This is a genomic window from Nocardia cyriacigeorgica (assembly GCF_010868145.1).
Classification (GTDB): domain Bacteria; phylum Actinomycetota; class Actinomycetes; order Mycobacteriales; family Mycobacteriaceae; genus Nocardia; species Nocardia cyriacigeorgica_D.
In genome coordinates this window covers 90625-109811 of the sequence record NZ_JAAGUY010000012.1, presented here as the reverse complement: position 1 = coordinate 109811, position 19187 = coordinate 90625, and the positions used below count along the sequence as shown (strand labels likewise).

20 protein-coding genes are annotated in these 19187 nt (G+C 68.2%); 11 read left to right on the top strand and 9 right to left on the bottom strand.

Going from position 1 to position 19187, the window contains the following annotated elements; all coding sequences use genetic code 11:
- The first annotated feature begins 8 nt into the window (after positions 1 to 8).
- From GV792_RS16205 to GV792_RS16185, 5 genes are all read left to right on the top strand, one after another.
- On the top strand, positions 9 to 1310 hold the full coding sequence (locus GV792_RS16205) for a PucR family transcriptional regulator (RefSeq protein ID WP_375154327.1): 1302 nt from the start codon (positions 9 to 11) through the stop codon (positions 1308 to 1310).
- Positions 1311 to 1438: 128 nt separating this feature from the next.
- The gene (locus GV792_RS16200; protein ID WP_163824949.1) at positions 1439 to 2353 is read left to right on the top strand and encodes an ACP S-malonyltransferase; all 915 of its coding nucleotides are present in this window, start codon (positions 1439 to 1441) and stop codon (positions 2351 to 2353) included.
- Between the two features lie 126 nt (positions 2354 to 2479).
- Positions 2480 to 2782: a meromycolate extension acyl carrier protein AcpM gene (gene acpM, locus GV792_RS16195; RefSeq protein ID WP_163824948.1), complete on the top strand. Its 303-nt coding sequence runs from the start codon at positions 2480 to 2482 to the stop codon at positions 2780 to 2782.
- 10 nt (positions 2783 to 2792) lie between these two features.
- Positions 2793 to 4043 (top strand): KasA/KasB family beta-ketoacyl-ACP synthase, encoded by a 1251-nt coding sequence (locus GV792_RS16190; RefSeq protein ID WP_163824947.1) that lies wholly within the window; start codon positions 2793 to 2795, stop codon positions 4041 to 4043.
- 124 nt (positions 4044 to 4167) lie between these two features.
- Positions 4168 to 5601 carry an acyl-CoA carboxylase subunit beta gene (locus GV792_RS16185; protein ID WP_163824946.1) on the top strand — a complete coding sequence of 478 codons (1434 nt, stop codon included), beginning with the start codon at positions 4168 to 4170 and terminating at the stop codon, positions 5599 to 5601.
- A gap of 217 nt (positions 5602 to 5818) precedes the next feature.
- Here the strand turns inward: GV792_RS16185 and GV792_RS16180 are convergent, their stop codons facing one another.
- From GV792_RS16180 to GV792_RS16165, 4 genes are all read right to left on the bottom strand, one after another.
- Complete coding sequence (locus tag GV792_RS16180) at positions 5819 to 6442, bottom strand: TetR/AcrR family transcriptional regulator (RefSeq protein WP_163824945.1); 624 nt, start codon at positions 6440 to 6442, stop codon at positions 5819 to 5821.
- A 93-nt stretch (positions 6443 to 6535) separates the two neighbouring features.
- The gene (locus GV792_RS16175; protein ID WP_163824944.1) at positions 6536 to 6721 is read right to left on the bottom strand and encodes a hypothetical protein; all 186 of its coding nucleotides are present in this window, start codon (positions 6719 to 6721) and stop codon (positions 6536 to 6538) included.
- Positions 6722 to 6882: 161 nt separating this feature from the next.
- Positions 6883 to 7398, bottom strand: coding sequence for a gamma carbonic anhydrase family protein (locus tag GV792_RS16170; RefSeq protein WP_163824943.1), 516 nt, complete (start codon positions 7396 to 7398; stop codon positions 6883 to 6885).
- A complete protein-coding gene (locus GV792_RS16165; protein ID WP_163824942.1) occupies positions 7395 to 8378 on the bottom strand; it encodes a GlxA family transcriptional regulator in 984 nt (327 codons plus the stop codon). Before GV792_RS16165 ends, GV792_RS16170 begins: the two co-directional genes overlap by 4 nt.
- 71 nt (positions 8379 to 8449) lie before the next feature.
- Between GV792_RS16165 and GV792_RS16160 the strand changes: the two genes are divergently transcribed.
- A complete protein-coding gene (locus tag GV792_RS16160) occupies positions 8450 to 9217 on the top strand; it encodes an MBL fold metallo-hydrolase (RefSeq protein ID WP_163824941.1) in 768 nt (255 codons plus the stop codon).
- A gap of 245 nt (positions 9218 to 9462) precedes the next feature.
- Positions 9463 to 10578, top strand: a complete 1116-nt coding sequence (gene ald / locus GV792_RS16155) for an alanine dehydrogenase (protein WP_163824940.1) — start codon at positions 9463 to 9465, stop codon at positions 10576 to 10578.
- A gap of 146 nt (positions 10579 to 10724) precedes the next feature.
- On the opposite strand, the gene sigJ is transcribed toward ald, so the two are convergent.
- On the bottom strand, positions 10725 to 11681 hold the full coding sequence (gene sigJ, locus GV792_RS16150) for an RNA polymerase sigma factor SigJ (RefSeq protein WP_163824939.1): 957 nt from the start codon (positions 11679 to 11681) through the stop codon (positions 10725 to 10727).
- Between the two features lie 244 nt (positions 11682 to 11925).
- On the opposite strand from sigJ, the gene GV792_RS16145 reads away from it, so the two are divergent.
- Complete coding sequence (locus GV792_RS16145; protein ID WP_163824938.1) at positions 11926 to 12852, top strand: cobalamin biosynthesis protein; 927 nt, start codon at positions 11926 to 11928, stop codon at positions 12850 to 12852.
- Positions 12853 to 13025: 173 nt separating this feature from the next.
- Here GV792_RS16145 and GV792_RS16140 read toward each other — a convergent pair whose 3' ends face one another.
- A complete protein-coding gene (locus GV792_RS16140) occupies positions 13026 to 13622 on the bottom strand; it encodes a TetR/AcrR family transcriptional regulator (RefSeq protein ID WP_163824937.1) in 597 nt (198 codons plus the stop codon).
- A 106-nt stretch (positions 13623 to 13728) separates the two neighbouring features.
- Here GV792_RS16140 and GV792_RS16135 point away from each other — a divergent pair, with 106 nt between their 5' ends.
- On the top strand, positions 13729 to 14550 hold the full coding sequence (locus GV792_RS16135) for an SDR family NAD(P)-dependent oxidoreductase (RefSeq protein ID WP_163824936.1): 822 nt from the start codon (positions 13729 to 13731) through the stop codon (positions 14548 to 14550).
- 10 nt (positions 14551 to 14560) lie between these two features.
- Here GV792_RS16135 and GV792_RS16130 read toward each other — a convergent pair whose 3' ends face one another.
- Positions 14561 to 15490, bottom strand: coding sequence for an SURF1 family cytochrome oxidase biogenesis protein (locus GV792_RS16130; protein WP_163824935.1), 930 nt, complete (start codon positions 15488 to 15490; stop codon positions 14561 to 14563).
- On the bottom strand, positions 15490 to 15996 hold the full coding sequence (locus GV792_RS16125) for a low molecular weight protein-tyrosine-phosphatase (protein ID WP_163824934.1): 507 nt from the start codon (positions 15994 to 15996) through the stop codon (positions 15490 to 15492). Before GV792_RS16125 ends, GV792_RS16130 begins: the two co-directional genes overlap by 1 nt.
- 17 nt (positions 15997 to 16013) lie before the next feature.
- Between GV792_RS16125 and cobC the strand changes: the two genes are divergently transcribed.
- The gene (gene cobC / locus GV792_RS16120; RefSeq protein WP_163824933.1) at positions 16014 to 17084 is read left to right on the top strand and encodes an Rv2231c family pyridoxal phosphate-dependent protein CobC; all 1071 of its coding nucleotides are present in this window, start codon (positions 16014 to 16016) and stop codon (positions 17082 to 17084) included.
- 126 nt (positions 17085 to 17210) lie between these two features.
- A complete protein-coding gene (locus tag GV792_RS16115) occupies positions 17211 to 18326 on the top strand; it encodes a Nif3-like dinuclear metal center hexameric protein (protein ID WP_163824932.1) in 1116 nt (371 codons plus the stop codon).
- Positions 18327 to 18447: 121 nt separating this feature from the next.
- Here the strand turns inward: GV792_RS16115 and GV792_RS16110 are convergent, their stop codons facing one another.
- On the bottom strand, positions 18448 to 18831 hold the full coding sequence (locus GV792_RS16110; RefSeq protein ID WP_163824931.1) for a DUF5313 family protein: 384 nt from the start codon (positions 18829 to 18831) through the stop codon (positions 18448 to 18450).
- Positions 18832 to 19187: the final 356 nt, after the last annotated feature.

Sequence of the window (19187 nt, the reverse complement as noted above, 5' to 3'; positions counted from 1 at the left end):
CCCGACGGATCTCCGACGGCTCCTCCGAGCACGAGGTGTATCTGCCGACCGGCGCGCTCTCCCCGAACCGGCAAACCCGAGACCCGCTACCGGACACGCTGCTCAAACGCGTGAAGCAGTTCTCGGGGCGACTGTCCACCGAGGCAGTGGGGTCGATGCAGGACCGGTTGCCGTTCTTCGCCGATCTGGACGCCGCGCAGCGGGCCGGCGTCCAGATGCTGGTGCAGACGGCGGTGGTGAACTTCCTGGAGTGGTTGCAGGACCCCGACAGCGATATCCGGTTCAGCCTGGACGCGTTCCAGGTGATTCCGCAGGATCTGGCGCGGCGGCTGACGCTGCGCCAGACCGTGGACATGGTCCGGGTGGCCATGGAGTTCTTCGAACAGTGGCTGCCGGCGTTGGCGCGCAACGACCGGCAGTTGGTCGCGCTCACCGAGGCGGTGCTGCGTTACGGGCGTGAGCTCGGTTTCGCGGCCGCCTCGGTGTATGCGAGTGCCGCCGAGTCGCGTGGTGCCTGGGATACCCGGCTCGAGGCGCTGGTCGTCGACGCCGTGGTGCGCGGCGATACCGGCCCGGACATGCTGTCGCGGGCCGCGACGCTGAACTGGGATGCCACCGCACCCGCCACCGTGCTCGTCGGCACCCCGCCGCGTGATCAGGGCGTGTCGGTGGTCGGCGCGGTGCACACCATCGCCGCAAGGCACGGCCGGGCCGCCTTGGCGGTCGTGCAGGGGTCGCGGTTGGTGATGGTGGTGAGCGGGCATCTCGACGACACCACCCAGGTGTCGTCGTTCGTGACCGATCTGCTGACCGAGGTCTTCTCCGATGGCCCGGTGGTGATCGGACCGACCACGCGGACCCTTGGCGCCGCGCATGCCAGCGCGCTGGAAGCACTGGCCGGGATGGAGGCGGTGATCGGCTGGCGGGGTGCTCCGCGGCCGGTGCATGCGGCCGAACTGCTGCCCGAACGAGCTCTGTTGGGTGATCGAGCTGCGGTCGAGGCGTTGAACGAGTACCTTGTCCTACCGTTGGCCGCGGCAGGTTCGGCGCTGGCGGACACTCTCGATGCCTATCTGGATTGTGGTGGAGCGGTCGAGACTTGTGCTCGTCAGCTGTACGTCCATCCAAATACCGTTCGCTACCGCCTCAAACGAATCGGTGAAGTTACCGGGCGCGATCCGCTCAATCCGCGTGATGCGTACGTGCTCCGTATTGCCGCCACGGTAGGTCGTTTGACACGAACTCGTAACGAATCATCAACACCCGCCCCTGAGGCCACTTACGTCTCGACCGACGGAGATGGGTTGTAACGCCGACGAGGGCTCTGTCGATCCGGACGAGCCACATGGCGTTTTGTGGAGTTCACACAAAACGGGTCGGCAAGCTTCATTCGCGTCGACATCTCCTGAGTGCCGCCTCACAGTGTTCTCTTAGAGATGTGATCGCGTTGCTCGCCCCTGGACAGGGCTCCCAGACACCCGGCATGCTCGCGCCTTGGCTCGACCTCCCCGGCGCGCATGATCGTCTCGCGCTGTGGTCGAAGGCCTCCGGTCTGGACCTGCTTCGTCTAGGTACCACCGCGACGGCCGAAGAGATCACCGACACCGCCGTCACCCAGCCGCTGGTCGTGGCGGCCGCGCTGCTCGCTTTCGCCGAAATCGACACCGATTCGCTTCCGGCGGATACCATCGTCGCCGGACACTCGGTCGGCGAACTCGCCGCCGCCGTCGTCGCCGGAGTCATCTCCGCCGACGACGCGGTCACCCTGGCCGCCATCCGCGGTGCGGAAATGGCCAAGGCGTGCGCGCTCGAACCGACCGGAATGTCCGCCGTGCTCGGTGGCGACGAAGCCGCCGTGCTCGAACGGCTCGCGGAACTCGACCTCGTCCCGGCCAACCGCAATGCGGTGGGCCAGATCGTGGCCGCGGGCAGCATGGCCGCTCTCGCCGAGCTCGCCGCGAATCCGCCGGAAAAGGCCAGGGTGCGCGCGTTGCCCGTCGCGGGCGCGTTCCACACCGCGTTCATGGCTCCGGCCCAGGACGCGGTCACCGCAGCTGTGGCAAAGATCGCGCCGAACGAGCCGACCCGGACCCTGCTGTCGAACCTCGACGGCAAGCCGGTCGCATCGGGTCAGGACGCGGTCGATAAGCTCGCCGCGCAGGTCACCCGGCCGGTCCGGTGGGATCTGTGCACCGAGACCGTCCGGCAGGCCGGCGTTTCGGCGGTGGTGGAATTGCCGCCGGCGGGCACTCTCGTCGGAATTGCGAAACGGGAACTGAAGGGCACGCCGACGCTTGCCCTGAAGACCCCCGCTGACCTCCCCACCTTGGCCGAGCTCACCAGCTCCGGCTAGCTTTCCACCCGCGATCGTGCTTCGAAGTTGAAGCCCGGTCGTGACCGAGTTGGCGTAACTTTCCGCCCGCTCGATCCGAAGAAAAACAGTAAAGCCCTACACAGTAACAAGAAGGGAGCCACCAAAGTGGCCGCTCTGACCCAGGAACAAATCGTCGAGGAACTCGGCAAGATCATCGAAGAGGTGACCGGTATCGAGCCCTCCGAAGTGACGATCGAGAAGTCCTTCGTCGATGACCTGGACATCGACTCGCTGTCCATGGTCGAGATCGCTGTGCAGACCGAGGACAAGTACGGCGTCAAGATCCCGGACGAGGATCTGGCCAGCCTGAAGACTGTCGGCGACGCCGTCGGCTACATCCAGAAGCTCGAGGCGGAGAACGCGGAGACCGCCGCTGAGCTCAAGGCCAAGTTCGACAACGCCGAGTAGGGCCGACACCGTGACCACTCCTTCCACCTTGAACGGGAACTTCCCGAACGTCGTCGTTACGAGCCTGGCGGCGACCACGTCGATCGCGGGCGACGTCGATGCGACGTGGAAGGGACTCCTCAACGGCGAGAGCGGCATCGACGTTCTCGAGGATTCCTTCGTCGAGGAATACGACCTTCCGGTCCGCATCGGCGGTCACCTGAAGGTTTCGCCGGACACCCTGCTGAGCCGGGTCGAGATCCGGCGTATGGCCTACGTCGAGCGGCTCGCGACCGTGCTCGGTCGCGAGGTATGGCGCAACGCGGGCAGCCCCGAGGTCGATCCCGACCGGCTGGGTGTGGCGATCGGCACCGGGCTCGGTGGCGGTGACGCACTCATCGATTCGGTGGACAAGCTGAAGAACGGCGGCTATCGCAAGATCTCGCCGCTCGCTGTTCAGATGGTCATGCCGAACGGCCCGTCGGCCGTCGTCGGTCTCGAGCTGAAGGCCAGGGCGGGAGTGGTCACTCCGGTCTCGGCGTGCTCGTCGGGATCGGAAGCCATCGCCAACGCGTGGCGGATGATCGCCATGGGCGATGCCGACATGGTCGTCACCGGAGGCGTCGAGGGCTACATCGACTCCGTGCCGATCGCGGCCTTCTCCATGATGCGTGCGATGAGCACCCGCAACGACGATCCGAAGGGCGCCTCGCGTCCGTTCGACAAGGATCGCGACGGCTTCGTCTTCGGCGAGGCCGGTGCGCTCATGGTCGTCGAGACCGAGGAGCACGCCAAGGCGCGCGGAGCCACCATCCACGCTCGCCTGCTCGGTGCCGGCATCACCTCCGACGGCTTCCACCTGGTCGCCCCCGATCCCGAGGGCACCGGCGCCGGCCGGGCGATGACAAGGGCGATGCAGACCGCGGGTCTGTCTCCCAAGGACATCACCCACGTCAATGCCCACGCGACTGCCACCCCTATCGGTGACACCGCGGAGAAGAACGCGATTCACAAGGCCGGCGTCCAGCACGCTTCGGTCTACGCGCCCAAATCAGCACTGGGTCACTCGATCGGCGCCGTCGGCGCTCTCGAGTCCGTGCTCACCGTGCTCAGCATCCGGGACGGGATCGTCCCGCCGACGCTGAACCTGGAAAACCAGGACCCGGAGATCGACCTCGACGTGGTGAAGGGCGAAGCCCGCCGCCAGGAGATCGAGTACGCGATCAACAACTCCTTCGGTTTCGGTGGGCACAATGTCGCGCTCGCCTTCGGTCGGGCCTGACCCAGACCCGACCGGCTGCTCAAACGAACCCGGTGGGGGTCGGCCAACTGAATGGCTCGACCCCCGCCGGGCCCTCGACATCCGCAGCTGCTACCGCGGCCGCTCATCATGAGGAGAGAACGCGATGACCATCTTGGCGCCCGCGTATCAGCAGGACACAGCCACAGATCCGCGTGATCCGCTGGGTAGACTCCAGCGCTTCTTCGATCCCGGAACCATTCTTCCCCTCCACCCGCGTGACAAGTCGGGCGTGCTGGCGGCGATCGGTGAGGTCGACGGTGTTCGCACCGTGGCCTACTGCTCGGATGCCACCGTCATGGGCGGCGCCATGGGTGTCGAGGGTTGCAAGCACATCGTCGACGCCATCGACACCGCCATCGATTCCGGGATTCCGGTGGTGGGTCTGTGGCATTCCGGTGGCGCGCGTCTCGCCGAAGGCGTCGAGGCGCTGCACGCGGTCGGCCTGGTCTTCGAGGCCATGGTCCGCGCGTCCGGCCTTGTCCCGCAGATCTCGGTGGTGCTCGGCTTCGCCGCCGGTGGCGCCGCCTACGGCCCGGCACTGACCGACATCGTCATCATGGCGCCTGAGGGCAGGGTGTTCGTGACCGGCCCGGACGTGGTCCGGAGCGTCACCGGTGAGCAGGTCGATATGGCCACCCTCGGTGGCCCGGAGACCCACGGCAAGAAGTCCGGCGTCACCCACATCGTCGCCGATGACGAGGCCGACGCCATGCACCGGGCTCGCCGGCTGGTGTCGATGTTCGCCGAGCAGGGTGAATTCGATCTGGTCGCCGCCGAGCACGGCAACGTGGATCTGAAGGCGCTGCTGCCCGAGTCGGCCAAGCGCGCCTATGACGTGAAGCCGCTGGTGCACGAGCTGCTCGACAACGTCGACGGCGAGTCCAGCTTCGAGGAGTTGCAGGGCGGCTACGCGCGCAGCATCGTGACCGGTCTCGGCCGCCTTGGTGGCCGCACGGTCGGTGTGCTCGCCAATAATCCGCTGCGCCTTGGTGGCTGCTTGAACTCGGAGAGCGCCGAGAAGGCGGCTCGGTTCGTGCGCCTGTGCGATGCGTTCGGCATTCCGCTGATCGTGATCACCGACGTTCCGGGCTACCTGCCGGGCGTCAGCCAGGAGTGGGAAGGCGTCGTGCGGCGTGGGGCGAAGCTGCTGCACGCGTTCGCCGAGGCGCGGGTCCCGCGGGTCACGCTGGTCACCCGCAAGATCTACGGTGGCGCCTACATCGCGATGAACGCCCGTGCGCTCGGTGCGACCGCGGTGTACGCGTGGCCCGGCTCCGAGGTGGCCGTCATGGGTGCCAAGGCCGCGGTCGGCATCCTGCACAAGAAGGCGCTGGCCGCCGCGCCGGAGGACGAGCGGGAAGCGCTGCACGAACGCCTGACCGCCGAGCACGAGGCCATCGCGGGTGGCGTGGAGCGCGCCCTGTCGATTGGTGTGGTGGACGAGGTGATCGACCCGGCCAAGACTCGCAGTGTGATCGCCGCGGCGCTGGCTGCTGCGCCCTCGCGCGCGAGCCACCACAAGAACATTCCGCTGTGATCGGCTGACAGCCGCAGTAGACACGAACGGGCCCCGGAGCGATCCGGGGCCGTTTGTCTTGTCCGGGAACGATGTTCGGTGCGCCTGTTCACCTGGCTGGACACCTTGTGCTGGGCAGCATTGGCGTGGCGTGGCGCGGGCCGGTCGGTGTCGCGCCGATCAGCTGTGTGGGCCCGGCCGTGTGCGCCGGCGCGCGTGTCGGACGGTGGTGTCGTCGCTATGTGCCGGGCCGAACCCCGACCATCGGCAGCAGGGTGCGGCGGGAGAATTCGCGGGCGGCGTCTTCGTCGTCGAGCGGGATGAGCCCATCCGGGGTGAGGGCCAGCGACAATGCCAGTCGCGCCATGATCTCGGCGACCAGGTCGGCGTCGAAATCGGCGGCCGCTTCGGAGTCGCGCAGTTCGCGCAGCTTTCCGGCGAGGTAGGTGCGGCCGACGGCGAGGACTTGGCCCGCGTCGGTGGTGAGGCGGGGCAGGATCAGCTCCGGTTCGGTGCGTAGCAGCCTGCGCAGTAGTTCGCTGCGCGCGATGGCAGCGATGAAGGCGACGAAGATCTCCACCAACTGATCCGCGGTGCCCTCGACCGTACGCACTCTGGCATCGATATCGGCGACGAACTGTTGTGCCTCACGAATGGTCACCGCTTCCACCAGATCGCTTTTGGATTCGAAGCGGCGGTAGAGGGTCGCGGGGCTGATACCGGCACGGCGGGCGATCTCGCCCATGCTGGTCCGCTTGATCCCGAAATCCAGGAACGCCGACAGCGCGCTCGCCAACAGCTTTTCGTTGTCGGCAGCGGGTGTATCGAGGATGCGCTGCAGCATGGGTGGGACGGTCGGCATCGAGTCTCCACTGGGGACGGCGCACGGCATCACGCCGCCGCGGCGGTGCGTTCGTTGCCGCACATTATGCGCCGATACTCGACGCCGCGTTCCTCAGTGCCGCGGCAGGTCGAATTCGGCCATTTCCTTTTCGATCGCGTTGGCCGCGAAATCTTCCCCGCTGGAACGTAATTCGTGCACGCGACGCTGGAGCGCCTCGATACCGCCCGGTTGGGCCGCGATATCGGCCACACTGATCCGCCCCTTAGGCCGGTGCATACTGGACTGCTTGTACGCCACGGTCTTACCTCCTGCTCGCCAGCGTGCCGTCACCGTGTGGACTCACCGGAGCACCAGGAAGCCGAATGATCGGCGGGGTGATGGGGAGCCCGATCAGGCGGGCGCGCTGTCAAAAATGCTAGCAGCGGATCCTACTGGACGCTTGATCAGTGTGGCGGGTATCACAACACTTTCGCGCTGCGGTGGGTTTCGGTGTGGTGTAGATAGGCGAGCGCATTCAGGCGAATGCCATTTTGCTGATCCTCGGTCAGCTCGCGCCGCACCTTGCCTGGCACCCCGGCGACCAGCGACCCGGGCGGGATCTGTGCGCCCTCGGGGATCAGTGCGTTGGCCGCGATCAGGCTGCCCGCGCCGATCACCGCACCGTTGAGCACGGTCGCGCCCATGCCGATGAGGACATCGTCTTCGACTGTGCAGCCGTGCAGGATCGCGTTGTGCCCCACTGAAACTCCGGTACCAACGACCACCGGGAATCCGGGATCGGTGTGCACGGCGCAGCCGTCCTGGATATTGCTGCGTGCGCCGATGGTGATCTGTTCGCCGTCACCGCGCAGCACAGCGTTGTACCAGATGCTCGCTTCGGCGGCGATGCGCACGCGGCCGATCAGAGTCGCATTGACCGCGATGAACGCGGACTCGTCGACCTCGGGTGCGATCCCGTTGATTTCAATCCTCATACCGAGGAACTTAGTAGGTCGGTTGCGGGCGTCCGTGCGCGGAACAGCGCACGATGTGCGGCCGGGCTGGTGCCGAGGATTCGATGGAAATGGTGGCGCAGGGTGACCGCGGAACCGAACCCGGAATCCGCCGCGATGCGCTCGATGGTGTCGTCGGTGCTTTCCAGGAGCATTCGTGCGCGATCGGTGCGCTGGTGCAGCAGCCATTGCTGCGGGCTCAGACCGGTGCGTTCCCGGAACCGGCGGGTGAAGGTGCGTCGCGACATCACCGCGGCGTGCGCCAAGGAGTCGAGGTCGATGGGCTCGGCCAGTCGGGTGCGGGCCCAGACCATCGCGTGCTCGATCGGGTCGTCGTCGGTGTCTTCGGGTACCGCTACCGGGATGAACTGAGACTGTGAGCCGCTGCGGTGCGGGGCGAGGACGAGTCCGCGGGCGAGGTCGGCGGCGATACGGCTGCCGAGGTCGGTGCGGACGATGTGCAAGCAGCAGTCCAGCGCCGCGGCGACGCCTGCGGAGGTGATGACGTCGCCCAGATCCGACCAGAGCATGTCCGCGCGCACCCGCACCGCGGGATGAGCGCGGGCCAGGCGTTCGGCATCTGACCAGTGGGTGGTGATCTCTCGGCCGTCGACGAGCCCGCTCGCGGCGACCAGCCAGGATCCTAGGCATAGCCCGACGATGCGGGCGCCACGGGCATGCGCGGTGCGCAAGGCGTCGAGGACCGGTTCCGGCGCGATGACGCCGCGCAGCCAGCTCGGTGCGATCACGATGTCCGCACTGTCCACCGCCTCGAGACCGTTCGGTACCGAGATGTCGAATCCGGCTGCCGTCGACAGCATTCCGGGGTTCTCCGTGCAGATGCGGACCTCATAGGGCCAGTCGGCGGCCTTGCCGACACCCGCGCGGCCGAACACCAGCGTTGGCACCGACAGGTGGAACGGGCTGATGTCGTCGAAGGCGATGACCGCAACGGATGTCATGGCCCGATTTTAGCGATGGATGTCCTCCGGGCCACTGTTGCCGGCCGTTCGTGGCCAAGAGACTGATCCACATGACGAACCCGATCACCCGCACCACCCTCGAGGCCCTGCACGTCGGCGGACCGACCCTGCGTTTGCGGTACGCCGGTCTGACCTGGCTGACCGACCCAACCTTCGACGCACCCCGCGACTACCCGGGCCTGGTTACCCTGCACAAACTGGCGGGACCCGCGGTGTCGCCGGAGCAGGTCGGCCCGGTCGACGTCGTCCTGCTGTCCCACGATGAGCACGCCGACAACCTCGACATCTCCGGGCGCGAATTCGTGGCCACGGTGCCGATCGTGCTATCGACCCCGGGCGCTGCCGAGCGTATGAACGGTGTTCGCGGTCTGCGCGATTGGGAGACCTACACCGTGCGTGAGGTGGAGGTGACCAGCGTTCCCGCGCTGCACGGGCCCGAGGGGTGCGAGCCGTTCAGCGGGATCGTCACGGGGTTCGTGCTGCGGGCGGCGGGGGAGCCGACGGTGTATGTCTCGGGTGACAACGCCTCGGTGGATGTGGTGCGGGAGATCGTCGAGCGGGTCGGGCACATCGATGTCGCGGTGCTGAACGTGGGTGCTGCGAATGTCGGCCGGTTCGGTGATGCCGATGCCACCTTGAACGCTCGCACCGCATTGCAGGCAGCGGAGATTCTCGGCGAGGCGGTGATCGTCGCAGTACACGGTGAGGGATGGGCGCATTTCTCGGAGACGCTCGATCATCTGGGGCGGACGTTCGAGTACGCGGGGCGTCGGGACCAGTTGGTGATCCCGCCGCTGGGAGAATCGGTCGGCGTCTGAGTGTGTGCGTGCCGACTCGGCTCCGAGATGCGACCGGGTCAGCAGCGCGAGCCTCCAGAGTCCGGCAGAACCGGAGCGGGTCGGTGGTAGATAACAGCCGGCCGCTCCGCGACGCGCCGGGCGAACAGCGCCCTACCTGGTCGGCATGATCAGAATCGACCCCGGCGGGCGGGTAGTTGCCAGCAGGTTGCGACACCCGCCCGGGGTTGATGGCATGCCCGGCCCATCCGGGCCACGATGGCTGTATGAGGATCGGTGTGCCGGAGGAAGTCAAGGAGCAGGAGTTCCGGGTGGCCCTGACGCCCGCGGGCGCGGCGGACCTCACCGGGCACGGACACGACGTGCTGGTGCAGGCCGGGGCGGGGGTGGGATCGGGATTTCCCGATGTCGACTATGCGGCCGCCGGTGCGCGGCTCGTGCCCGACGCCGACGAGGTGTGGGCGTCATCGGAGCTGGTGTTGAAGGTGAAGGAGCCGATCGCGCCGGAGTATCACCGGCTGCGGGAAGATCAGGTGCTGTTCACCTACCTGCATCTGGCGGCGTCGCGGGAATGCACCGATGCGATCCTGCGCTCGGGGAGCACCGCCATCGCCTACGAGACGGTGCGCGCTGCCGACGGGACGCTGCCATTGCTCGCGCCGATGAGTGAGGTCGCGGGCAGGCTCGCCACCCAGGTGGGTGCGTACCATCTGATGGCGCCGCTGGGTGGTGCGGGTGTTTTGCTGGGTGGGGTGCCGGGTGTGCGGCCCGCCGATGTGGTGGTGCTCGGTGGTGGAGTTGCCGGCACCAATGCGGCGACGGTCGCGGTCGGTATGGGCGCGCGGGTGAGCGTTCTCGACACCAACGTGAATCGGCTGCGCGCGCTGGACGACCGCTTCGACGGCCGCCTGACCACCGTCGCCTCCAACGCCGCCGAGGTCGAACGTGCCGTTCTCGCCGCCGATCTGGTGATCGGCTCGGTGCTGGTGCCGGGCGCGCGAGCACCGAAATTGGTGTCGCGGGAACTGGTCGCCGGTATGCGGTCCGGATCGGTGTTGGTCGACGTCGCCATCGATCAAGGCGGCTGCTTCGCGGGCTCCCACCCCACAACACATGCGAACCCGACCTTCCGCGTGGCGAATTCGCTCTACTACTGCGTCGCGAACATGCCCGGCGCAGTGCCGCACACCGCAACCGTCGCACTCACCAACGCCACCCTGCCCTATATCCGTGCCATCGCTGCCGACGGCTGGCAATCCGCTTGCGTCGCCGACCCCGGGCTCGCCCATGGGCTCACCGCGGAAGCCGGCCGACTGGTGTCTCCTGAAGTGGCAGCAGCGCATGGGTATTCGACGGTACGTCGAGTGGGGCTGGCCGGCTGAGACGACAGGCGCTGCGATCGCCCCGGTCTCACGAACCGGCCCCCCGGACCGGGATTGCCGGCGCTGCGCTCACCGCATGGCCGGCATCGGGTTCGCGTAGTCGATCGGTCGGGCAGGGCGCTCCGCGCGCGGGCGAAGGGCACGCGTCAGTCCGTCGGCTGGTCGTCCTCGACCTCGTTCATGAACCACGGCTCTCCCGACTCAGGGAGGTCGTGCAGCTTGTCAGGGTTGCGGATGACGTCGATCGCGGTGATCTGGCCTGCCTCGACAGTGAAGGAGAAGACGCCGGTGTGGGTGCCGTCGAAGACGACGAGACCAGGGCGGCCGTTGACGAGCACCATCCGTCCCCATGAGCGCGCGGATGGCGAGCTGTACCAGCCGAGCAGCAGCTTCGCGATGAGTTCGGCGCCGGTGACCGGCTTGCGCACGGCGGGCACCTTCCCACCGCCGTCGGCGGTCAGGGTGACGCCCGTGTCCAGCACGCCGAGCAGCGAACTCATATCGCCGGACCGCCAGGCGACCGCGAAGGCCGACACCACCTTTTCGTGTTCGTCGGGGGAAGCGGGGAAGCGTGGGGTGCCGTCCTCGACGCGTTTACGGGCGCGGGAGGCGAGCTGCCGCACCGCAGCGGGCGTCCGGCCGACGACCTCGGCGACTTCCGGCCCCGACATACCGAACACATCCTGGAGGACGAAGGCGGTGCGTTCGGCGGGCGAGAGTGATTCGAGCACCACCAGCAGCGCCATGGTGACGCGTTCGTCCTGGCTGACGCGATCGGCGGGATCATCCCAGTCGACCACGGTCGGCTCCGGCAGCCATTCGCCGACATACTGTTCGCGCCGCACCCGCGCCGACCCCAGATAGTCCAACGCCAACCGCCCCGTCACCGTACTCAGCCACGCCCGGAGGTTCTCGATCTCGCCGACATCGCCGGATTCGTGCTGTCGCTGCAATCGCAACCACGCCTCCTGCACCACGTCCTCGGCGTCGGTGATGCTGCCGAGGGTGCTGTAGGCCAGTCTGCGCAGATACTGCCGATGCTCCTCGAACCGCCGGGCCAGCTCGGCCTGATCGATGCGTTCGCCGCGCTTATCGGTACTCACTGCGCTTTCGCCACCCCTCGGTGCGGCCCGGTGCCGGGCGGTTCTGATCCCGTCGTCAGGGTGACGACGCGGGCCGGTCGAGTGTGACATCCCCCGACCCAACCGCCCCACCCAGCACCACACCCTCGGCAAACAGAGGTTCGCGAGTGGTACATGGCTGCGGCATTTCGCGAGGGGGCTCACGCTGAGGTGCCACTCGGCAGGCGATCGGAGGCGCGGTGGGCACGCTGGATAGTGTCGCAGGGTGCGTAGTGCTACTTCGAGGGCGGCGGGGCTGGTGCTCGGGTTCGGGCTGGACCGGGTGTTCGGCGATCCGCGGCGGTGGCATCCGGTGGCCGGGTTCGGTTCGGCGGCACTGGCGTTGGAGTCGGTGACCTATGCGGATCGGCGGGTGGCCGGTGTGGTGCACGAGGCGGTGCTCGTCGGCGCGGTGATCGGGGCGGGGGCCGTGCTCGGGCGTGGCGGGACAGCCGCGACGGCGCTGGCCACGTGGACGGCGCTCGGTGGGCGCAGTCTGGCCCGTACCGGCCGGGAGATGGCCGGACAACTGGAATCCGGAGACATCGCGGGCGCGCGGGCGCTGCTGCCGTCGCTGTGTGGCCGCGATCCCGAGGCGCTGGATGCCGATGGGCTCGCGCGCGCGGCGCTGGAATCGATCGCGGAGAACACCTCCGATGCCACTGTCGCGCCCCTGTTCTGGGGTGCGGTCGCGGGCGTGCCCGGCCTGCTCGGCTACCGCGCCATCAACACCCTCGACGCCATGATCGGCTACCGCAACGATCGCTACCACCGTTTCGGCTGGGCCGCCGCCCGCACCGACGACATCGCCAACCTCGTGCCTGCCCGCCTGACCGGTCTGCTCACCGTGCTGCTCGCCCCGTCCACGGGTGGCCGCGCCTCGCGATCCTGGCGTGCCTGGCGCCGCGACGCCGCGAAACACCCAAGCCCCAACGCGGGCGTGGTCGAAGCGTCGATGGCGGGTGCGCTCGATATCAGGCTGGGCGGGACGACCCGGTACCGGCACGGCATCGAGGAGCGGCCCACATTGGGGGACGGCCCGGAGCCCACCGTGCCGGATCTTCGTCGCGCCGTCCGGATGTCGGAAGCGGTGCAGCTCGCTGCGGTTGCCGTCCTAGCGGGTTGCGTATCGACGGTCGCGTTACGTCGCTGACCAGCGTGCATATGCGCCGCGGACCGGACCGGCTCGTGGACACGGGGCCAGATCGGAGGGTTGCGGAGATCGCGCGACCGATCGGATCCGCCGCGCCGCGCCAGCTCGCCGCGGTGGCGGGCATCGGCGGATGACGCGGCCGACCGTGCAGAAGCGACGCGGCGGCCGGCGGCTCAGGGCGCGAAAGCCCGGAGGGTGACCTCGACCAGCGAGTCGGCGTATTCGGGTGTGAGCGGTCCCGATCGGTGTAGCCACCGTTGGAACAGTGGGGCGTAGAGAACTTCGAGCACCAGGTCGAGGTCGGCGTCGGCGGCGAGCTGGCCTGCCTGCTGTGCGCTGCGCAGTCGGGCCTTCTTGGCCTCCTCGACGGGACGGGCCAGTGTTGTGCGGTACTGCTCGGCCAGTTCGGCGTCGTTGATGATCTCGGTGTTGAGCGCGCGGATAGGGTTCTCGAAAGCCGGTTCGGCGAATTCGGCGACGGTCGCGCGCATCACCAGGGTCAGGTCGGCGCGGAGATCACCGGTGTCCGGCAGCGTTACGTCCGTGTCGGTTCCTTCGCTGAGCGCGAGGAAGGAATCGAAGATCACCGCCCCTTTGGACGGCCACCAGCGATAGATCGTCTGCTTGCCGACACCTGCCCGCGCTGCGATGGCCTCGATGGAGACCTTCGCGTAGCCGACCTCGGCGATCAGTTCGCGGGTGGCGGTGAGGATCGCGTGCCGTGAGCGCTCGCTGCGCCGGGAGCGGTTCGACGTCTCGGTGTCGGCCATGCGGACACCGTAGCACCGAGACGGAACGGTTCGTCTTGACAATCGTGGCTACGTCCGCCATTCTCATTCGAGACGAGACGGACCGTCTCGAATGGGAGGAGACGACATGACGACCGCCAGAGTGTGGTTCATTACCGGTGCATCGCGAGGCCTTGGCAGGGCGTTCGCCGAGGCGGCACTGGCCGCGGGGGATCGCGTCGTCGCGGCCGCCCGCAATGTCGAGCCGCTCGCGGACCTCGCCGACACATATCCCGACGCCCTGGTCTCGCTGCAGCTGGACGTCTCCGATCGCGGCGCCGTGTTCGAGGGCGTGGAGCGGGCCGTTGCCGCCTTCGGCCGGCTCGACATCGTGGTCAACAATGCGGGTGGAATGCTGTACGGCATGGTCGAAGAGGCCACCGAGGAACAGATCCGCGCCCACCTGGACGTGAATCTCTTCGGTGCGGTCTGGGTGTCGCAGGCGGTGGTGCCGCATCTGCGCGCGCAGGGCGGCGGCCGGATCCTTCAGATCACCTCGATGGGCAGCGTCGGCGGGTTCGCCTCCGTCGGTCTCTACGGTGCGGGCAAGGTAGCCCTGGATGCAGTCAGCGCGGCGCTGGCGATGGAGGTGGAACAGTTCGGCATCGAGGTCACCATCGTCGAGATGGGTGGGTACGCCACCGGCCTGTTCACCGCGGGCACCACGGCGACGGAGCCCGCCCCGCAGTACGAAACCCTGCGCGCCGAACTGGCGGAGATGTGGGGCGAGGATGCGGGCCCGGAGCCGAGCACCGCCGCCCCGGTGATCATGGAACTGGCCGGCCTCGCGGATCCGCCACGGCGGCTCATCGTGGGTGGCAAGTCCTACGACCAGGTCATGGAGCTGGACAAGGCGCGGGTCGAGGCGTACCGGAAGTGGGAGCACCTCAGCCGCATGGCGGCGGGCTGACGATCAGCTGCTACTTGCGCGCCCGGCCATATCGGTCGGCGAGCCGATCTTCGTTCGACGTCCGGGCCTTGGCAGGGCTCTCGGTGGTGGAGGAACGATCGCCGGTATCGCGCGCGTCGTGTTGTCCGGGATGGTCGGCAGGCGGTCCGGCCGCGACCGTCTGGTTCGGTGCCGACGCGTTGGCGGCCCGTTCCTTGCGACGCTCCCGCATCTCGGCGTACACGAAGTAGCCGAGGCCGAGCGGCGCCATGATCCCGAAGGCCAGCCACTGCAGGCCGTAGGACAGGTAGGGGCCCGCGTCGAGCTGGGGAAGCGGCGTGGGGGTGAAGGCGCCGGGCTGGTGCTCGGTGAGTTGGAGGTAGCCGCCGCGCTCGCCGGTGGGCACAGGGGTGATCGGCAGGCCGAGGACGGTGGTCTCCTGTTCGGTATCCACCGAATAGACCTGCCGGTAGCCGTCCTGGACGGTCGGCAGCTTGTCCGCGCTGATGCCCTCCGACCTGCGCACGCGGGCCTCGACGCGCTGCTGTCCGGTCGGCGGTTCGGCGATCCGCGGCGGCCGGGAACCGTCGACGGCACCGACTAGGCCCCGATCGACCAGCAGAATCCGGCCGTCGGTCAGCTGGAAGGCGGCGAGCACGGCATAGCCGGGAGCTCCGTCGAGATGACGCAAGCGCACCAGCGCCGTCGAATCCGGTACATAGGTGCCCTCGGCGACGACCCGCCGCCATTCGGTCGCACCGTCGGGGTTGTCGAGCACCGTGGTGACATCGACCGCCTCGGCATCCACCGATTCGGCGATCAGTTCGTTGCGTTCGGAGGTATCGGTGTTCTTACCGAGCTGCCAGGGCGCGAGGACGGTGAAGCACAGGTAGGCGAAGGCGGCGACCAGCACGGCCAGGATCAGCCAGCTGGGTCGCAGCAGGAACGCCAACCGACGCATCAGTGTCCTCCGTCGGCAACCGGTTGCGGAGCGGACAGTGTCAGGCGAACCCAGTCGAGCAGACCCGGAATCGCGGCCTCGATCTGATCGCGAACCAGCTCGAACCCGGCGTCCGGGCCGTAATACGGGTCCGGGACGTCGGTGCCGTCGGCGTCGGGGTCGAAGCTGCGCAGCAGCCTCCGCCGCTCGGTCGGGATGCCGAGCTGCGCGAGTTCCCGGTCGTGGCCGGAGTCGAGCGCGACGACCAGATCGGCGTCGCGGTGATCGTCGCCGAAGGCCGCGGCGACGTGCCCGGTCGGGTAACCGTGACGTCGCAGCGTCGCGCTGGTGCGCGGGTCCGCGTCGGCGCCGACGTGCCACGCGGTGGTGCCCGCGCTGCTCACCCGGACACGATTGGCCAGCCCCGCCCGGTAGAGGTGCGAGGCCAGAATCTTCTCCGCCATCGGAGATCGGCAGATGTTTCCGGTACAGACGAACGAAATGTGCAGCTCACCCACGACAGCCATTCTGGCCGGTCGCCCAGATGGCCCGCCACGTAGGGTGTGAAGTCGTGTCCGCCGACCGCATCGACCTCGCCGAACTGCGCCACCACGGCGACGTGGAGGCCCGCCCCGGCCTGCTCGATTTCGCGGTGAACGTGCAGGGCAGCGCCCCGCCGGACTGGTTGCGCGCCCGCCTCGCGACCAGGCTGGACGACCTCGGCCGCTACCCGAGCGTCGAGGCGGATCTGGCCGCGCGGGTCGCCGTCGCCGCACGGCACGGTCGCAGTCCCGATGAGGTGCTGCTACTGGCGGGCGCCGCCGAAGGGTTCGCGATGCTGCCCCGGCTGATCCCACGGCTGGCGGCGGTGCTGCATCCGTCGTTCACCGAACCAGAGCTCGCGTTGCGGGAAGCGGGCGTCGCGGTGACACGGGTGGTGCTGGCGCCGCCGTACGTCCTCGACCCCGCGCGCGTCCCCGACGGGGCCGATCTCGTGGTCCTTGGCAACCCAACCAACCCCACCTCCGTCCTGCACCCCGCCGACACCCTCCGTGCGCTGCGCCGCCCCGGTCGCATCATCGTCGTCGACGAGGCCTTCGCCGATGCCGTCCCCGGCGAACCCGAATCGCTGGCCGGTGAATCGATGCCCGACGTCCTGGTTCTGCGCAGCCTCACCAAGACGTGGGCCCTGGCCGGTCTGCGCTGCGGCTACTTTCTCGGCGCCCCCGATGTGCTCGCCCGCCTCGCGCACGGCCGCCCGCACTGGCCACTGGGCGTCTTGCAGTTGGAGGCAATCTCGGCGACGGCCGAACCGCACGCTGTCGTCGAGACTCGCGCACGTGCCGAACAGATCACTCGCGAGCGTGCGGCCATGGTCGACCGACTGGCCGCCGCGGGTGTCGCGGTGCACACCCCGGCGTCCGGGCCCTTCCTGCTGCTTCATGTGCGTGACGGTGCGCTGTTGCGTAAGCACCTGGCGGACAACGGGATAGCGGTGCGCCGAGCTGACACCTTCCCTGGCTTGGATGCCGATCACCTGCGCGTCGCGGTCCGCGGGTCCGCCGAGGTCGATCGGCTGATCGCGGCGATCAGGGCGGCCGAAGGTATGGGCTGAGGCCGGGGTGCGGAGAGGTGGTCGGCGGACGAGGTAGCCGTTCTCAGCGGCGGGGTGCCGGTGCGCGGGCGCGCAGCGGCAACGGGGGATGATTGCCGGGTCGAGTCGGACGATGGAGGTTGAGCGGTGACGACGCTGGCGGAACTCATCGAGGTGCTGGATGCGGCCTACCCGCCGAAGCTGGCCGAATCGTGGGATTCGGTGGGGCTGGTGTGTGGCGACCCCGGCGAGATGGTGCGGCGGGTGGTGTTCGCCGTCGACGCCACTGCCGCCGTGGTCGACGAGGCGATCGAGTGGGGTGCGCAGGCGCTGGTGGTGCATCATCCGCTGCTGCTACGCGGAGTCGACACCGTCGCTGCGGACACTCCGAAAGGTGCGCTGCTGCATCGGCTGATTCGTTCGGGCTGTGCACTGTTCAGTGCCCATACCAACGCTGATTCGGCCGATCCCGGAGTCTCCGACGCACTCGCCGAAGCGCTCGGGCTCACCGTCATCGGCCCGTTGGATGCGAAACCGGCTGTCGCGGTGGATAAATGGGTGGTCCAGGTGCCACGCTCGGAGACCGATCAGCTGCTCGCGGCACTGTTCGCCGCCGGTGCCGGCGGTAGCGGCAAGTACCGCGAGGCCGCATGGAAGGTGGCGGGCGTCGGTCAGTTCCGGCCGATGGAAGGCGCCGATCCGGCTATCGGTTCCATCGGGGAGATCGAATACGTCGATGAGGACCGTATCGAGCTCGTCGCCCCACCCGCCGCGCGCAGTGCCATTCTGTCCGCCCTGCGCACAGCTCACCCCTACGAGGAACCGGCATTCCACATCACCGAACGCGCGAGTGTGCCCGGTCGCCTCGGCATCGGCCGCATCGGTACCCTGCCCGAACCGGAAACATTGCGCGCCTTCACTTCCCGCGCCGCAGCGGCCCTACCGACCACCATCTGGGGTGTCCGCGCCGCAGGTGACCCCGACCGCCTCATCCGGACCGTCGCGGTCTGCGGCGGCGCAGGGGACTCGTACCTGGACACCGTCACCCGCCGTAAGGTAGACGCCTACCTCACCTCGGACCTGCGCCACCACCCTGCCGACGAGCACCTCCGCCGCCACGGCCCCGTCCTCATCGATGCCGCGCACTGGGCAACCGAATTCCCCTGGTGCGCCCAAGCCGAATCCATTGTCCGCACCGGACTTCCGGACCTGGAGACCAGAGTGTCGTCGTTGCGTACCGACCCTTGGACGGTCTCCGCCTGATCCACACGCCATCGAAAACCCGCCGCATAGCGCAAAGCCTGCGCTGCGCGAGCGGCACATGAGCGTGAGGTCTACTCGCGGAACGTCTCGGTCATATGCACCTCGCGAATGAAATCGGAGTTCACGTCCGGCCGTGGCGGCGTTCGTAGGCGTCACGTTCGGCCGCGGATTTCTGTCGTTCGCGGGCATCGGCCAGGGCGGGGTCGAGGCCGTGTTTGACGAGGCGGTGGCGTCGGTAGACGTACATCAGCGCGACGGTGAAATAGATCAGCGGCAGGTAGAGCAGCGCCATCATCGCGGGTCCCATCCATGCGGGTCCGGGGATGAGTAGGAACAAGCACAGTGGCACGATGATCGGCACCAGGATGCGCGTCAGATAGCGCCGTGCCGCGCCGGGCCCGGTGAGATCGTTGATCACCCACTGGTTCATCGACGCAGGCAGCGTGCCGCCGCAGACGTAGCGGATCCGCTGCACGAGGTTCGGTGTGGTCGACTCGCTGGTCACCGGATGTGCCTCCGGAATCTCGCCCCTGCCGCCGCGGCTGTCCGCGCTGTGCCACAGTCGCGACCGGTGCCGAGGAGCGCGGGGGCGGTGACGGCGTCGTGGCCGAGCCTGGTCCGGCTGCTGGTGGCGGTGGGCATGGTCCTACTTCCGTATCGAGCACGTCGGGGTGCCGACATTACCGGGCACCTGAGTGTGGCGCCGCCGGGATATGCCGCAGGCATGTGTCCTTCGCGGGCGCCGCTCCGCTTGGTCGACGCTCGTAGCGCCTGGTGCCGCTTCCCCGGCGAGTGATTCAGAGCACAACCATCAGTCGAGTTGAAGATGACCGCTAAGCTTCAATTCACCTGAAGCTTAGT

What these genes read in the sequence shown, in the direction of transcription:
- cobC (WP_163824933.1), top strand. Translation starts at nt 16,014, where the DNA reads ATGGCCCGCCACGTAGGGTGTGAAGTCGTGTCCGCCGACCGCATCGAC.
- GV792_RS16135 (WP_163824936.1), top strand. Translation starts at nt 13,729, where the DNA reads ATGACGACCGCCAGAGTGTGGTTCATTACCGGTGCATCGCGAGGCCTT.
- GV792_RS16125 (WP_163824934.1), bottom strand. Translation starts at nt 15,996, where the DNA reads ATGGCTGTCGTGGGTGAGCTGCACATTTCGTTCGTCTGTACCGGAAAC.
- GV792_RS16165 (WP_163824942.1), bottom strand. Translation starts at nt 8,378, where the DNA reads ATGACATCCGTTGCGGTCATCGCCTTCGACGACATCAGCCCGTTCCAC.
- GV792_RS16185 (WP_163824946.1), top strand. Translation starts at nt 4,168, where the DNA reads ATGACCATCTTGGCGCCCGCGTATCAGCAGGACACAGCCACAGATCCG.
- GV792_RS16160 (WP_163824941.1), top strand. Translation starts at nt 8,450, where the DNA reads ATGACGAACCCGATCACCCGCACCACCCTCGAGGCCCTGCACGTCGGC.
- GV792_RS16130 (WP_163824935.1), bottom strand. Translation starts at nt 15,490, where the DNA reads ATGCGTCGGTTGGCGTTCCTGCTGCGACCCAGCTGGCTGATCCTGGCC.
- ald (WP_163824940.1), top strand. Translation starts at nt 9,463, where the DNA reads ATGAGGATCGGTGTGCCGGAGGAAGTCAAGGAGCAGGAGTTCCGGGTG.
- GV792_RS16140 (WP_163824937.1), bottom strand. Translation starts at nt 13,622, where the DNA reads ATGGCCGACACCGAGACGTCGAACCGCTCCCGGCGCAGCGAGCGCTCA.
- GV792_RS16170 (WP_163824943.1), bottom strand. Translation starts at nt 7,398, where the DNA reads ATGAGGATTGAAATCAACGGGATCGCACCCGAGGTCGACGAGTCCGCG.
- GV792_RS16180 (WP_163824945.1), bottom strand. Translation starts at nt 6,442, where the DNA reads ATGCCGACCGTCCCACCCATGCTGCAGCGCATCCTCGATACACCCGCT.